Source organism: Chitinophaga sp. RCC_12, from assembly GCF_041360695.1.
In the GTDB taxonomy this organism is placed as follows: Bacteria; Bacteroidota; Bacteroidia; order Chitinophagales; family Chitinophagaceae; genus Chitinophaga.
Map to the genome: position 1 here is coordinate 120,269 of NZ_JBFUPS010000011.1, position 14,689 is coordinate 134,957.

Below are 14,689 nucleotides of genomic sequence, written 5' to 3' on the forward strand. Positions count from 1 at the left end.
GTAACGTATGAAAAAAAATAAAGCATATATCAGCGCAGCCCTGCTGGCCCTCGGATTGAGCGCCTGCACCAAGCTCGATGAAAAACCATACAGCGAAATTATTTCAGATAATTTTTATCATAATAAAGAAGAAGTACTGTCTGCCGTACTGCGTCCGTTTACGCATGCCGGCGCATGGGCCGCTCCTACCGGTCAAACCGGCTACTGGCGCCTGCAGGAGCTCTCCGCCGATCAGCTGGCATGGCCGCAGAAAGGCAAACACGGTTATGATGGCGGTAACTGGATCCGCCTGCATAACCATACCTGGATTGCCAATGAAGACAATGCCTGGAACCCGTGGAGACTGATGTACTGGGGAATGGGCTTCTGTAACAATACACTGGTAGATCTGGCGGCGATGGACTTCACCAAAATTGGTATGACCAATGAAGACAAAGCCTCCTTTATTGCAGAAACAAAAGTGGTGCGCGCATGGCATTACCTGAAACTGATGGACCTCTATGGTAACATTCCCATCGTAACAGAAGTAGGTACACCGGCATCTCCGGCTACCAAAACCCGCAAAGAAGTATTTGAGTTCGTTGAAAAAGAACTGAAAGAAAATGTGGAATTGCTGAAACCATTATCCGCAGACATGGTAGGCCGCGTTACCAAAGCGGGCGGCTATGCGATGCTGGTAGAGCTGTATCTCAACGCACAGGAATGGACAGGCACCCCACGCTGGGACGACTGTATCAACTATTGCAATAAGATCATTGCAGGCGACGGCGGCTCCCTGAGCGGCGCTGTGCCCGCACTGGAACCGGATATTTTCCGCGCTTTTGCCAACAACAACAATACCTCCCCGGAAGACCTGTTCCAGCTCGCCTATGACCTGAGAGCCGGCAACTCCCGCTTCGGATGGCAAGGTGATTTCTGGCACTACCGTCAACGCCAGGTCTACAACGCAGACGTAGATGGAAACAACAGTATCGTTGTGGTTCCTACTGCTTATGATGCGTATAAAGACAATGATCTCCGCAAGCAAAAGTGGATGCTGATCGGACCTCAGAAAAAAGATCCGGCACTACGCACCAGCGTTGCAGACAGTTTGGTACTCGGCACAGAAGAATACAATGGAAAACCACTTGTATTTGTGAAAGAAATCCGCAGAAACACAGAAGGAGAAAGCGGCGCCGGTGGCATGACACAGGGTGAAGAGAACAGCGGCGCACGTTTCGCGAAATATGTTCCCGGCACACAGAGCGATCCTAACTATTGGGGCAACGACTTTGTATTATACCGTTTGACAGAAATTTATTTCAACAAGGCGGAAGCACTGATGAGAAAAAATAACGGCATCGCAACACAGGATGCGGTAGATCTTATCAACACCTGTAAAAAGCGTGCTTTCAAAGCGGAAGACTGGGCAGCAGAGGCTTATACCCCTACTACGCTCACCATGAATGAACTGCTTGCTGAAAGAGGCCGTGAGTTCATCTTTGAAGGTAAACGCCGTTCGGATCTGATCCGCTTTGGCAAATTTACCACTGCCACCTGGTGGGATCATCAGCCATCTGCTGATAAGTACAAGCTGTTCCCGATTCCTTTCAAACAAACAAGTATTAATCCTAACCTGGTTCAAAACCCTGGTTACTGATAAACTGGTTAGGGTAAAGTAGTAAACGACTTTAACCTGGATGCGGAAAACCCAAAACGGCCGTCTCTTAATTGAGATGGCCGTTTTCAATTTAGTATCGTGATGGTCAATAGGCTAGCAGTTCGCTGATAGCAGCTGCTACTTTCCCGGGCGTTGGCAACATGGCTGCTTCCAGGCCGGTGTTAAGCGGCACTGCCGGCAAATCCAGCGCGCCCACCGTAAATACAGGAGCATCGAGGAACCGGAAGCATGTTTGCTGAATGCGTCCTGCCAATGCCTGTGCAAAAGAATTATTGAGTTGTTCTTCTGTAAGGATCAGGCATTTCCCGTGTTGCTTCACCATGTCAAATACCAGTTCTTCATCCAATGGGAAAAGGGTGCGCAGGTCCACTATGGTTACCTGGCCGGGATAGGCCTTAGCAGCAGCTTTGGCCCAGTAAACGCCCATTCCGTAGGTAATAATGCAAAGTGCATTGCCCTGGGCAGTATCTTTTGGATGTGCGCGTTGTATTATATTTCCTTTCCCTAACGGCAGCAGGTAATCAGCTGCTGGTTCTATGGTCATGGCATCGAGTGTACCGGGCACTTTGCTCCAGTACAATCCTTTATGTTCCAGCATCACTACCGGGTTGGGATCCAGGAATGCGGCTTTCATCAGTCCTTTCATATCGGCAGCATTGGAGGGATACACCACTTTGATTCCCTTAATGCTTAACAAAGTGGATTCCACACTGCCGGAATGATAAGGGCCACCACCGCCATAGGCGCCCACCGGAACGCGGATAAGGGTTTGTACGGGAAATTTACCATTGCTCAGGTAACACGACTTTGATATTTCTGTAACCAGTTGATTGAATCCAGGGTAGATATAATCGGCAAACTGTACTTCCACAATGGGTTTTACGCCTACGGCAGATAGACCTGCAGTAGCGCCAATAATGTACGCTTCCTGTATCGCGGTGTTATATACGCGGTGTGGTCCGAATTTTTCGCCCAGGGTCGCCGCTTCGCGGAACACGCCTCCCAATCTTACGCCTACATCCTGCCCAAATAAAATAGCTTCCGGATACTGCTGCATAATCTCTTCCACAGCGTGAAGGGCGGCATCTACCATTACTACTTTGGTTTTACCGGCTGGTATGCGGGTACCACTTTCGGCTGTTACCAATGCAGGCGCAAATACATGCTCCTGCACCGTTTCAGGCAATGGTTCCGGGGCCTGTACAGCCTTGTCAAATGCTGCCTTTATATCGGCCACGGCGGTCTGCTCAATTTTGTCCAGCTCCTCCGGAGTAATGCCGTGTTTCAACAGCAGCGCTCTCATTTTAGGGACCGGATCATTGGCTGCATGCTTTTCCAGGTCTTCCGCGGAGCGGTACCATTCTTTTCGCACGCCGGAAGTATGATGTCCCAGCAGGGGTACATTTGCCTGTACCAGTATGGGCCGTCGTTCTTGTCTTACATAACTGATAGCGGTTTCCATCGCGGCATAGCTGGCGGTGAAGTCGCTGCCGTCTACCCGCATGCGCTCCAGGCCTTTAAACCCGGCGGCATATTCATATGCATCCATTGTTCTTACTTCTGCCGCCGTGGCGGAGATACCCCAATCGTTGTCCTGTACCAGGTAAATTACCGGCAGCTGTTTCAAAACAGCGAATTGCAGGGCTTCGCTCACCTCTCCTTCTGTTACGCTGCCATCTCCGAGGGAGCAGATCACTACCGGCAATTCCCCATCCGGCCCTGTTTTCAGCAGGGGAGAATGTATTTGTTCCAGGTATTGCAGTCCCTGGGCCATGCCGGTGGTGGGGATTACCTGCATACCGGTGGCGCTGCTCTGGTGGGGAATCTGCGGCTTACCGGCCGCTCTGTTGTTAGGGTGACTGTAATAAGATCTTCCGGCGGAAAAAGGATCTTCTCCTTTCGCCAGCAATTGGAGCATTAGTTCATAAGGAGTAAAACCGATAGCGAGCAACATGCTCTCATCCCGGTAATAGGGGCTTACAAAGTCCCACGGCCGCAATTGCAGGCCGGTGGCTATTTGTATGGCTTCATGTCCACGGGAAGTGGAGTGAACATATTTGCAGATTTGCCGGTTTGCCTCATAGATAGCGGCCATACTGCCGGCTTCACACATCAATCGCCAGGCCGTTAATAACTCCGCCCGTTCGCCGGCGTTACCACCCCTGTTGGTGGCCGGCGTTTTTAAAGTTGAAACGCTTGTGTTATCTTTAAACACAGTAAGACTGTTTTGGTGATGATGGTAATTTAAAAACAATAGTTGCCATAGCAACAGTTGCTAATGCAAATTAATTAATATGCCTGATACTTTCGTCAGTAATCCCTCTTTTTTTAAGTTGGATGCTACGCTCAAAAAATTGCGCAACTATTGGCAAAAAACGTTTGATGCCCAACAGAAGGACATTACAGTGGATCAGTGGTTGCTGATTGAGAACCTGTATAAACACAAAAAAACCACCCATAACGAGCTGGCCCGTAATACCTCAAAGGATATTACCACCATTTCCCGCATCATTGAGCTGCTGGTAAAAAAAGGGCTGGTAAAAAGGGAAGCCGATGTGTACGACCGCCGGAAGGTATATTTACAACTCACCCCGGACGGAGTGGAAAAATATAAAGATGTAAAGTCGCTGGTATACGATATGCGTAAAATTGGCTGGAAAACGCTGACAGAAACGGATTATGCCGAGTTAACGCGGATCCTGGACACGATTTACGCAAATATTCCATAGCGAATTTTGTCTTTCTCAGGATTACGCTGATTTTGCTGATTAGCTGGATTTTTACTTTTGGATTTTTTTTGATTTTTAGATTTAATAATTATGGGAGATAAGAGCGAATATATCCGCTTCTATCTCCCATAATCCTTTATAAAATCCAAAAGTAAAAATCCAGCTAATCAGCAAAATCAGCGTAATCCTGAGAAAGACAACCTACGCGCTATCTAACAGAAAATTCCAGCAGGCTGTCGTTTTCAATAAATGCCTCGAAGTCGTCTCCGATTTCCGTTGGTCCTACGCCGGCAGGGGTACCTGTAAAAATGAGATCCCCTATGTTCAGGGTAAAGAAGCGGGAAATATAGGCTACCAGGAAATCGAAGGAGAACAAAAGGTCCTGCGTATTACCGGATTGCGCCAATGCCTTGTTTTTATACAGGCAGAAATTGATGTCTTTTTTATCCATTTCCGGGGTAATAGGGATGAAATTGCCTACTACTGCGGAGTTATCGAAAGCTTTGGCAATTTCCCAGGGTAATCCCTTCGCCTTTTGCTTATCCTGCAGATCCCGGGCGGTAAAATCGATACCTACGGAGATATGATCGTAGTATTTATCTGCAAACTTTTCCTGGATATGTTTACCGTTTTTGCTCACCCTGAGTACCAGTTCGCATTCGTAGTGCAGGTTGGTGGTAAATTCGGGGTAATAAAATGGGTGCCCGTTTTGCAGCAACGCATTCTTTGGTTTCATAAATAACACCGGTTCTGTGGGCACTTCATTCTTCAACTCCCTGGCATGGTCGGCATAATTCCTGCCTACGCAAATAATTTTCATAATGCGTTTGTTTTAAAGTATAAAAAAAGCAGATAGGGACCAGATGAACAAATTTATTTCACGGATGGGAAGGTCAGTTTATTACTGTCGTTCATAGTACGGGCAATGCCGATACTGGCAAAACTTTCAATGATATCCGAACATTTCCATATTTTCTCTTCCACAATCCGTTCTTCTGTATTTTTCCATTTACTGAGTACAAATTCCACCTGACGGCCTTTGGGATAATTATTACCTACCCCGAAACGCAGGCGGGGATACTGGTTGGTGCCCAGGGATTCCTGGATGCTTTTCAGGCCGTTATGCCCGGCATCACTGCCACCGGGACGTAAGCGGAGCACATCCAGCGGAAGGGCCAGGTCGTCGAGGATCACAAGCAGGTTTTCCACGGGGATCTTTTCCTTATCCAGCCAGTATTTGATAGCCTTACCGCTCAGGTTCATGTAAGTGGTGGGCTTAATAACAATAAACGTTTTCCCTTTCCATTTACATTCCGCCACATCGGCGAGCCGGTCGTTCCGGAAGGAGGCTTTATGCCTGGCAACAAAATCATCTACCACATCAAAACCTATATTATGACGGGTATGCCGGTATTCCTCGCCGATATTGCCTAATCCTGCTATTAAGTATTTCATACGGGTCGTTTTCGTACCTGGAGATTTCCAAAATTAAAAAGCCCCTCTAAAAGTAGAGAGGCTTTTTGGAAAAATATATCTAAAAGATTATTTCTTTTTAGCATCTTTTTCAGCAGTTGCTTCTTCCTGACGCAGCTGACGGGTCATTACCACAGAAGCGATTGGAATACGCGGAGAGTTGGTGATTTCAACACCTTCAATTTTCACGTCTTCTACACGGATGTTCGCGTTTAGTTCCAGGTTATCGATGTTAACTTCGATATTTTCAACCAGGTGCTTAGGTAAAGCCTTTACTTTCAGCGCTTTCAGTTTGCTAACCAGTTTACCGCCGGCTTTAACACCTGCAGAAGAACCAACCAGTTTAATAGGAATGGTAACAGCAACCTGTTTGTCTTCTACCAGTTCCATGAAATCGATGTGAGCAAGTGCATCAGTAACTACATCAAACTGCATATCTTTCAATACGCATCTGTAAGTTTTAGCACCCAGTTTAATTTCTGCAATCTGGAAAGCTGCAGTGTAAACCAGTGTTTTGAATGCTTTGGCAGGAGCTGAAAAATTAACAGTTTCTGCACCCCCGTAAATAACGCAAGGCACTTGTTCCTCAGAACGGATCTGGCGGGTGGCTTTTTTGCCGAATTCGCTCCTGAGTTGTCCTTCGATGGTTATTGTGTTCATTGTTTAGACAATTTATATTGATTATTAAAATACTATGTTATCAATCTCCCCGGCGGTGACTGTGAATAAACAGGCTGGTAATTGATTTGTTTTCGTGCATATTACGGATGGCTACCGCAAAAAGCTCTGCAACAGATATCACCTTGATCTTGGAACCGGCTGCCTGTGGTTTGATAGGAATGGTATCACATACCACTATCTCCTGCAGTACTGATTTCTCGATATTTTCGTACGCATTTCCGCTGAAAACGGGATGGGTACAAAAAGCACGTACACTCCGGGCGCCTTTTTCCATTAACAGGTTGGCGGCTTTTGAAAGTGTGCCTGCAGTATCGCAGATATCATCAATGAGCACAATGTCCCTGTTTGTCACATCTCCTATCACTACCATTGATGCTATTTCATTGGCTCGTTTACGATGTTTGTCGCAAATAACCATTTCAGCATTAAAGTAAGACGCTACTTCACGTACCCTATTGGTACTTCCTACGTCAGGGGACGCAAAGGTAAGATTTTCCAGCTTTAAATTCTCTATATAAGGAATAAAAATAGCTGAACTATCAAGATGATCTACCGGGATATCAAAGAACCCCTGGATCTGAGGTGCATGCAAGTCCATGGTTATCACCCTGTTAGCCCCTGCCGAAGTAAGCAGATTAGCCACCAGTTTAGAGCCGATAGCCACGCGGGGCTTATCTTTTCTGTCCTGACGGGCGTATCCGAAATAAGGAATTACTGCGGTGATGTAGCCGGCGGAAGCCCGCTTGGCAGCATCAATCATCAACAGCAGCTCCAGCAGGTTGTCTGAAGGCGCACTGGTTCCCTGGATCAGGAAAACATAGTCCCCCCGGATACTTTCCAGGAAAACAGGCTGGATTTCCCCATCGCTGAATTTCTGAATCTTTACTTTGCCAAGACCGCCATTAAGACCCTTGCCATATTTCTTGGCAATTTTCTCGGCCAATGCCGGATTACTGTTGCCTGTGAAAATTTTTACTGAAGGTTGCATACTAGATACTAGTGGAAAAGAGGTTGCAAAACTAGGATTTTTTGGGAGTACCCGCCTGATTTTTTTTCAAATACAAATTATATAGCTGTTAAAAATCAGCTATAATTGTCACATTATCATAACGTTTTAAAAGATAATAGGTCCCGAAAAATTCCCATAACGATCGGTACCGAATATAACGATTTTATAACGATCCCCTGGTAAAAGGAAAAGAAAAATGTGTTTGGAAGAACAGGTGTGTCATGTTAGGTTCGTATATTTGGATAAATGGAATAAGTCATGTTTGTTGATGTTAACCCGGCTCCCCACCTGGCTATTCATAAATGGCCGGATAATGAAAAGCCAAGAGAAAAACTGATCAATATAGGCCCTACTGCGCTAAGCGATGCAGAGTTACTGGCAATCCTGCTGCATACAGGGCATAAAAGCAAATCCGCCCTTGAGCTGGCAAAGGAAATCCTGCACCTGGCCAATAACAACCTCTCCGAACTGGGAAAAATAAACGTAAAAAAGCTGCAAAAAATCCGGGGAGTGGGTTATGCCAAGGCTGTTACCATACTGGCCGCTATGGAGCTGGCCCGCAGGCGGCAAGCCGGCACCATCCATAAAAAAACAGTGATCAACAACGGATCGGATGCAGCTATGTTTTTCAAGCCCATGCTTGCAGACCAGCCCTATGAAACCTTCCATGTCCTGTTCCTCAGCCACGCCAACAAAGTGCTTCATTACCGCCACCTCAGTACCGGCGGCATCACCAGCACGGTAGTGGATCCCCGCATTATTTTCCGGGAAGCACTGGATACAGGCGCCACCAAGTTATTACTCTGCCATAACCATCCTTCCGGCAGCCTCCGCCCCAGCCAGGCCGATCTCCGGATTACCAGCCGCATAAAAGATATGGGAATGCTCTTCGATATCCAGGTAATGGATCATATCATTGTATCCGAAACCGGGTATTACAGCCTCGCGGAAGAAGGGATGATATAAATCCCGAAATGTGTTTTACTTTCGCACATATTTATTCATTTTCCATATGCTCAAAATAGGACTCTTCGGCGTAGGACATTTAGGTAAGATACACCTCTCTCAACTGGCCACTATGAAAGACGTAGAAGTAGTAGGCTTCTATGATCCCAACAATGCAAATGCAGCCAGCATCTCCGAGCAATATAATATTCAGCGGTATACCACCGCGGAAGAACTGATACTGTCGGTAGACGCCATTGATATTGTGGCGCCAACCACCCTGCACTTCAAATTATGCGAACTGGCCATCCGTAACGGCAAACACATATTCGTGGAAAAACCCATGACCAACACCATGGACGAAGCCAAAACATTGGTTAAACTGGTGGAAGAAGCGAATATAAAATTCCAGGTAGGCCACGTGGAAAGATTCAATCCCGCTTATCTCGCACTCCGGGGATATGATCTCAAACCCATGTTCATTGAAGTACACCGCCTCGCAGAATTCAATCCCCGCGGTACAGACGTAAGCGTTATCCTCGACCTGATGATCCACGACATCGACATCGTGCTGAGCATCGTGAAATCCACCGTGAGCCGCATCTCCGCCAGCGGAGTAGCAGTTATGAGCGACACGCCGGATATCGCCAACGTACGCATCGAATTCCATAATGGCTGCGTAGCCAATCTCACTTCCAGCCGTATCTCCCTGAAAAAGATGCGCAAAATGCGCCTCTTCCAGAAAGATGCTTACATCGGCATCGATTTCCTCGATAAAAAAACAGAGATCATCAAACTCAAAACACCGGAAGACGAAGGCTTGTTTACCCTGGATATTGAAACCAACAGCGGCAGAAAAACAATCGCCATCGATAACCCGGAAATAAAACAATCCAATGCCATCCGTATGGAACTGGAAATGTTCCGCGACAGCATCCTGCAAAATAAACCGGTTGCCGTAAATGCAATCGACGGCCTGCAGGCAATGGATGTAGCCCACCAGATCCTCGCAAAAATAAATAAAGGTCTGTCTGAAACAGCCTCCGCTAAATAGTTATGCTTGTAACCCGGCGAGGTAATTATGCAACAGTGATACGCTTACCAATCGCCGGGTTACGGCATTCGTCGTTTTGGCCAATACTGCAAAAGCAGCAGGCTTTACCCGCAGGTAACGTTATCTTCTATGACAGGCACTTTAGCTACGCTCCTTCAGCAACACTTCTGCAATAGCAAGATCAAGCGGTTTCGTAATTTTAATATTGGACTCTTCTCCCGGCAGCAGATACACAGGATACCCCAGCCGTTCCACTACGGTGGCTTCATCCGTAAACAACGGATCATAGGGCAGTTCAAAGGCGGGCAGGATCAACTCCGAAAGAAATGTTTGCGGCGTCTGGATAATCCTGAAACGGTCGCGGTCCACAGCAGCATTGCTGCCGTCTGATATCTCCCGGATACTGTCTTTCATATCAATCACCGGGATAGCACTACCATGGATAAGCGCTGCTTCATAACAGGCACGGATCAACGTAGTGGATACCAGCGGACGCACCCCGTCGTGTACAAATACCACCGACGGGTGTTTTACCTGCTGCAATCCATTCTGTACAGAATGAAAGCGGGTATTTCCTCCTTTTATAATGGCGATGTCCGGCAGTTTATCAAAAGCCTGCAGGATGTGGTTGGCGAAAGTAAAATGAGCTTCAGGAAGCACCAGCACAATTTCCATATCCGGAAAGGCGGTCGCAAAAGCGGCAATAGTGTGGTACAATACAGGTTTACCGGACAGCTCCAGGAACTGTTTGGGAACAGCGCTCTGCATCCGGGTACCGGACCCGCCGGCAACTATGATAGCAACTTTTTTATATTCCATAAAAAAAGATCGGGGATTTTCTTATCCAGTTGGCTGAATAAGAAAATCCCCGAAAAGTGCTTTGTAATTAAACGATCAGCATGGCATCACCATAGCTGAAGAAACGGTATTTCTCTTTAATCGCCTGCTGGTAAGCCTCCATGACCAGGTCATATCCTGCAAAAGCGCAGGTCATGATGAGCAGGCTGGTTTTAGGCAGGTGGAAGTTCGTTACCAATGAATTTGGAATGGCAAAATCATATGGCGGATGAATGAACGTATTCGTCCATCCTTCAGCTGCTTTCAGGTGGTTTTGCGCAGTTACGGAAGATTCTACAGCACGTACAGAGGTAGTACCAATAGCACAGATCTTGCGGTTTTCTTCTTTCGCTTTGTTTACCACTTTCACCGCGTGTTCTTCAATATGAAAATACTCCGCATCCATTTTGTGTTTGCTCAGGTCTTCCACTTCAATAGGGCGGAAAGTACCTAAACCCGTGTGCAGCGTTACTTCTGCAAACTTAACACCTTTAATTTCCAAACGTTTGATCAACTCACGGCTGAAGTGCAAACCTGCAGTAGGTGCAGCTACAGCGCCCTCGTACTTGGCATACACGGTCTGATAACGCTCTTTATCTTCGTCTTCCGGTTTGCGTTTTATATACTTAGGCAATGGCGTTTCTCCCAGCTGATCAAGCACCTGTTTGAACTCTTCATCATTACCTTCGAATAAAAAACGGATGGTACGGCCTCTTGAAGTAGTGTTATCAATTACCTCTGCTACCAACGTCTCGTCGTCGCCAAAATACAATTTGTTACCTACGCGGATTTTACGCGCCGGGTCAACAATTACATCCCACAGGCGGTTTTGCTTGTTCAGCTCACGCAGCAGGAATACCTCAATTTTTGCTCCTGTTTTTTCTTTACGGCCATATAACCTTGCCGGAAATACCTTTGTATTGTTCACAATCATTACATCCTTGTCGTTGAAATAACCGAGGATGTCCTTGAATACTTTGTGCTCAATTTTGCCGGTATTACGATGTACCACCATTAAACGTGATTCATCTCTTGTCTTGGTAGGGTGCTGGGCGATCAGATTTAAAGGAAGATCGAATTTGAACTGTGATAGTTTCATATTACGGTATGAATAAATTTTAGAGGTGCAAAGTTATCAATTATTATCTACATCATCAAAAAATGATGTATAACGTATAATAACCAGATAATTATATATTATATTCCTTTAGGAATGGCTGCTATCAGTTGTTGCGTATACGGGTTTTCCGGATGGTTATACACCCTGTCGGCTGCGCCCTGTTCTACAATCTTTCCTTTCTGCATCACCATCATCCGGTCGCTGATAAACCTTACCACGGAAAGATCGTGTGAAATAAAAATACACGTAAAGCCCAGCTCTTCCCGTAAACGGATCAGCAGGTTCAGCACCTGCGCCTGCACACTTACATCCAGCGCAGCTACCGATTCATCACAGATGATAAAAGAGGGTTCCACCGCCAGGGCACGCGCTATCACAATCCGTTGCCGTTGACCGCCGGAAAATTCATGCGGGTAACGGTTAAAATGCTCCGGCAGCAGATTCACCTTCTCCAGTAATTCCTGCACTTTTGCTTGCTGCTGCCGCTCCGTACCATACAAACCATGCACTTTCATTGGCTCCAGGATAGCGGCCCCAATGGTTTTCCGGGGATTCAGCGATGCGTATGGGTCCTGGAAAATCAGTTGCATATCCTTCCGCAGCGCACGCATCCCGGTGGCCGACAAACTGCGTATATCCTGTCCTTTATAAATAATACTTCCTGCGGTTGGTTCTGCAAGTCTTAGCAGCGACCGGCCCAAAGTGGTTTTACCACAACCAGATTCGCCTACCAGCCCAAGCGTTTCACCGGTGATTACCCGGAAGCTCACATCGTCCACGGCTTTGGCCCATTGCAGCACTTTGCCGGTGATACTCCTTTTCACGGGAAACCACGTTTTCAGCTGATGCACCTCCAGCAGAGGTGGCGCGGCTGCCAGCTGTTGCTCCCGCTGCCGCAGCACTGCGTCAGGGATTACCAGCGACTGCATCACATCCCGGATGGCTCCGGCTTTTTCGTGTATCTGTCCCCGTGAGTCCGTCTCCATAAAATCCCGGATCACGGGCAATCTCACCAAACGTTTATCCAGCGGGGGCCGGCAAGCCAGCAGCCCCTTTGTGTACGGGTGTTGCGGATGCAGGAACACCTCTTTCACCGTTCCTTCTTCCACAATATTCCCTTTATACATCACCACTACCCTTTCCGCTATTTCCGCTACCACGCCTAAATCATGGGTAATAAAAATAACGCTCATCTCCATCTGCTGTTGCAGTTCCCGGAGTAGTTCCAGTATAGCTTTTTGCACGGTAACATCCAGCGCTGTAGTGGGCTCATCGGCGATGAGCAGGCGGGGATGGCAGGAGATGGCCATCGCGATCATGACCCGTTGTTTTTGTCCGCCGGAAATTTCGTGGGGATAACGGTCCATGATCGCTGCCGGATCAGGGAGCTTTACCTTTTGGAAGAGGGCGATCACTTCCCCGCGGGCGGCCTTGCGGCTTACGCCGGTATGCAAACGGATCGCCTCCGCCACCTGCTCTCCGCAGGTATGCAGCGGATTCAGCGCCGTCATGGGTTCCTGAAAAATCATGGCAATTTCGTTGCCGCGGAAGCTACGCATGGTAGCATCAGGCAACTGCAGCAGGTTTACTGCTGTTTCATCTGCAGCCTGGTAAAGGATCTTTCCACCGGAGATGGTACCAGGCATATCAATGAGTCGCATAAGCGAAAGGGCAGTAACGGATTTTCCGGAACCGGATTCTCCTACTACGCCTACAATTTCACCCTTTCCTATGGAAAGGGAAATCTGATTAACAGCTGTTGTTGTTGTTTGTCCGGACCTGAATGTTACCTCCAGGTCCTGTATCTCTACCCGCGTGGAAAGCATACCCGGAAGATACAACAATTCTAAAAACGCAGGTGCTTCACGGTCTGGTGACTTTCAATCAGCTTCTGTAAGGAGTCGATGCCTACTTTAAGATGGCGTTCCACAAATTTAGTGGTCACCTTTTTGTCGCTTTCTTCCGTTTTTACGCCTTCCGGCACCATCGGCTGATCAGATACCAGCAATAAAGCACCGGTAGGAATCTTGTTAAAGAAACCAACAGAAAAGATGGTGGCTGTTTCCATATCCACTGCCATTGCTCTTATCTTTTCCAGGTATTGTTTAAATGCGGCATCATGCTCCCATACACGCCTGTTGGTGGTATAGCAGGTGCCTGTCCAGTAATCGTAGCCGGAATCACGGATCGTGGTGGAAATGGCTTTTTGCAAAGCAAATGCAGGCAGTGCGGGTACTTCCGGGGGAAAATAATCGTTGCTGGTACCTTCCCCGCGGATAGCGGCGATAGGCAGTATCAGGTCGCCGATGTTATTCTTCTTTTTTAATCCGCCGCATTTTCCGAGGAATAATACCGCTTTCGGGGAGATGGCAGATAACAGGTCCATTACGGTAGCAGCACCCGGACTTCCCATACCAAAGTTGATAATGGTAATATCACCTGCCGTAGCGCATTGCATAGGCCGGCCAACGCCAACGATTTCCACGTTGTTCCATTCGGCAAACATTGTTACATAATTACTGAAGTTGGTGAGGAGGATGTGGGAGCCAAATTGATCCAGTTTCTCACCCGTGTAGCGGGGCAGCCAGTTAGCTACAATTTCGTCTTTTGTCTTCATAGCTTTTTGACAAGCAAATATAAGGTTTTGTTCGCTAACCTCAATATTATCCTAATGTAACTATCTTCGCAATGGTATTAAATCAGTTATATCTTGATCGCGATCAGCTTCCCTCCACCCGATTTCAAAATTATGAAAGAAGGCAGCAAAGAACTCATCTTTGACCGCTTCCGTAAAAAATATGTGGTACTCACACCGGAAGAGTGGGTACGGCAAAATTTCCTGAACTACCTGGTGAAAGTGCTGAATTACCCGGCATCCCTGATAGGTATTGAAAAGGAAATTTTTCTGGGAGAGATGAAGAAGCGATTCGACATCGTAATATACAACCGTGCAACACAGCCCTGGATGCTGGTGGAATGCAAAGAAATGAATGTACCGCTCACCGAGCACACCATGCAGCAGGTGATCCGCTATAACATGGTAATTCCCGCCACCTACCTGGTGATCACCAACGGCCTGAACACCTTCTGCGGCAATTACGTGGCGGCCGAAAATAAATGGCGGTTCCTGCGCGAGTTGCCGGGGTTTGCTTAGCGCGCCTTCGGCGCGGGGAAATTGTCT

General features: G+C 47.3%; 14 protein-coding genes. 5 read left to right on the forward strand and 9 right to left on the reverse strand.

Translation table 11 applies throughout. The features are described from left to right. Positions 1 to 7: 7 nt before the first annotated feature. Positions 8 to 1,639, forward strand: a complete 1,632-nt coding sequence (locus tag AB6805_RS26895; RefSeq protein WP_370912525.1) for a RagB/SusD family nutrient uptake outer membrane protein — start codon at positions 8 to 10, stop codon at positions 1,637 to 1,639. Positions 1,640 to 1,745: 106 nt separating this feature from the next. Here AB6805_RS26895 and AB6805_RS26900 read toward each other — a convergent pair whose 3' ends face one another. Beyond that, positions 1,746 to 3,875: a thiamine pyrophosphate-dependent enzyme gene (locus tag AB6805_RS26900; RefSeq protein ID WP_370912526.1), complete on the reverse strand. Its 2,130-nt coding sequence runs from the start codon at positions 3,873 to 3,875 to the stop codon at positions 1,746 to 1,748. Positions 3,876 to 3,954: 79 nt separating this feature from the next. Between AB6805_RS26900 and AB6805_RS26905 the strand changes: the two genes are divergently transcribed. Beyond that, positions 3,955 to 4,389, forward strand: coding sequence for a MarR family winged helix-turn-helix transcriptional regulator (locus AB6805_RS26905; protein WP_370912527.1), 435 nt, complete (start codon positions 3,955 to 3,957; stop codon positions 4,387 to 4,389). Between the two features lie 208 nt (positions 4,390 to 4,597). Here the strand turns inward: AB6805_RS26905 and AB6805_RS26910 are convergent, their stop codons facing one another. The 4 genes from AB6805_RS26910 to AB6805_RS26925 all read right to left on the reverse strand — a co-directional run bounded on the left by AB6805_RS26910 (position 4,598) and on the right by AB6805_RS26925 (position 7,531). Next, a complete protein-coding gene (locus AB6805_RS26910; RefSeq protein ID WP_370912528.1) occupies positions 4,598 to 5,209 on the reverse strand; it encodes a fumarylacetoacetate hydrolase family protein in 612 nt (203 codons plus the stop codon). 53 nt (positions 5,210 to 5,262) lie between these two features. Continuing rightward, positions 5,263 to 5,844 carry an aminoacyl-tRNA hydrolase gene (pth, locus tag AB6805_RS26915; RefSeq protein WP_370912529.1) on the reverse strand — a complete coding sequence of 194 codons (582 nt, stop codon included), beginning with the start codon at positions 5,842 to 5,844 and terminating at the stop codon, positions 5,263 to 5,265. Between the two features lie 87 nt (positions 5,845 to 5,931). Then, entirely contained in the window at positions 5,932 to 6,522 is a 591-nt protein-coding gene (locus AB6805_RS26920; protein WP_370912530.1) for a 50S ribosomal protein L25, read from the reverse strand. Between the two features lie 40 nt (positions 6,523 to 6,562). Further along, positions 6,563 to 7,531: a ribose-phosphate pyrophosphokinase gene (locus AB6805_RS26925; RefSeq protein WP_370912531.1), complete on the reverse strand. Its 969-nt coding sequence runs from the start codon at positions 7,529 to 7,531 to the stop codon at positions 6,563 to 6,565. A gap of 279 nt (positions 7,532 to 7,810) precedes the next feature. Between AB6805_RS26925 and radC the strand changes: the two genes are divergently transcribed. Both radC and AB6805_RS26935 read left to right on the forward strand, forming a co-directional pair. Further along, complete coding sequence (gene radC, locus AB6805_RS26930) at positions 7,811 to 8,518, forward strand: DNA repair protein RadC (protein ID WP_370912532.1); 708 nt, start codon at positions 7,811 to 7,813, stop codon at positions 8,516 to 8,518. 46 nt (positions 8,519 to 8,564) lie between these two features. Next, on the forward strand, positions 8,565 to 9,551 hold the full coding sequence (locus tag AB6805_RS26935) for a Gfo/Idh/MocA family protein (RefSeq protein WP_079471006.1): 987 nt from the start codon (positions 8,565 to 8,567) through the stop codon (positions 9,549 to 9,551). A 141-nt stretch (positions 9,552 to 9,692) separates the two neighbouring features. Here AB6805_RS26935 and AB6805_RS26940 read toward each other — a convergent pair whose 3' ends face one another. The 4 genes from AB6805_RS26940 to AB6805_RS26955 form a co-directional block, all read right to left on the reverse strand. Further along, complete coding sequence (locus tag AB6805_RS26940) at positions 9,693 to 10,370, reverse strand: 2-C-methyl-D-erythritol 4-phosphate cytidylyltransferase (protein ID WP_370912533.1); 678 nt, start codon at positions 10,368 to 10,370, stop codon at positions 9,693 to 9,695. A 67-nt stretch (positions 10,371 to 10,437) separates the two neighbouring features. Then, positions 10,438 to 11,487, reverse strand: coding sequence for a tRNA preQ1(34) S-adenosylmethionine ribosyltransferase-isomerase QueA (gene queA / locus AB6805_RS26945; RefSeq protein ID WP_370912534.1), 1,050 nt, complete (start codon positions 11,485 to 11,487; stop codon positions 10,438 to 10,440). A 98-nt stretch (positions 11,488 to 11,585) separates the two neighbouring features. Beyond that, entirely contained in the window at positions 11,586 to 13,334 is a 1,749-nt protein-coding gene (locus AB6805_RS26950) for an ABC transporter ATP-binding protein (RefSeq protein WP_370912535.1), read from the reverse strand. 20 nt (positions 13,335 to 13,354) lie between these two features. Then, positions 13,355 to 14,125 carry an AMP nucleosidase gene (locus AB6805_RS26955; protein WP_370912536.1) on the reverse strand — a complete coding sequence of 257 codons (771 nt, stop codon included), beginning with the start codon at positions 14,123 to 14,125 and terminating at the stop codon, positions 13,355 to 13,357. 93 nt (positions 14,126 to 14,218) lie between these two features. On the opposite strand from AB6805_RS26955, the gene AB6805_RS26960 reads away from it, so the two are divergent. Beyond that, positions 14,219 to 14,662: a type I restriction enzyme HsdR N-terminal domain-containing protein gene (locus tag AB6805_RS26960; RefSeq protein WP_370912537.1), complete on the forward strand. Its 444-nt coding sequence runs from the start codon at positions 14,219 to 14,221 to the stop codon at positions 14,660 to 14,662. Positions 14,663 to 14,689 lie beyond the last annotated feature (27 nt).

Bases quoted from the DNA above. Each gene is read 5' to 3' on its own strand.
- AB6805_RS26955 (WP_370912536.1), bottom strand. From the start codon at position 14,125: ATGAAGACAAAAGACGAAATTGTAGCTAACTGGCTGCCCCGCTACACG.
- AB6805_RS26950 (WP_370912535.1), bottom strand. From the start codon at position 13,334: ATGCTTTCCACGCGGGTAGAGATACAGGACCTGGAGGTAACATTCAGG.
- AB6805_RS26935 (WP_079471006.1), top strand. From the start codon at position 8,565: ATGCTCAAAATAGGACTCTTCGGCGTAGGACATTTAGGTAAGATACAC.
- AB6805_RS26920 (WP_370912530.1), bottom strand. From the start codon at position 6,522: ATGAACACAATAACCATCGAAGGACAACTCAGGAGCGAATTCGGCAAA.
- AB6805_RS26910 (WP_370912528.1), bottom strand. From the start codon at position 5,209: ATGAAAATTATTTGCGTAGGCAGGAATTATGCCGACCATGCCAGGGAG.
- queA (WP_370912534.1), bottom strand. From the start codon at position 11,487: ATGAAACTATCACAGTTCAAATTCGATCTTCCTTTAAATCTGATCGCC.
- pth (WP_370912529.1), bottom strand. From the start codon at position 5,844: ATGAAATACTTAATAGCAGGATTAGGCAATATCGGCGAGGAATACCGG.
- AB6805_RS26940 (WP_370912533.1), bottom strand. From the start codon at position 10,370: ATGGAATATAAAAAAGTTGCTATCATAGTTGCCGGCGGGTCCGGTACC.
- AB6805_RS26925 (WP_370912531.1), bottom strand. From the start codon at position 7,531: ATGCAACCTTCAGTAAAAATTTTCACAGGCAACAGTAATCCGGCATTG.
- AB6805_RS26895 (WP_370912525.1), top strand. From the start codon at position 8: ATGAAAAAAAATAAAGCATATATCAGCGCAGCCCTGCTGGCCCTCGGA.
- radC (WP_370912532.1), top strand. From the start codon at position 7,811: ATGTTTGTTGATGTTAACCCGGCTCCCCACCTGGCTATTCATAAATGG.
- AB6805_RS26905 (WP_370912527.1), top strand. From the start codon at position 3,955: ATGCCTGATACTTTCGTCAGTAATCCCTCTTTTTTTAAGTTGGATGCT.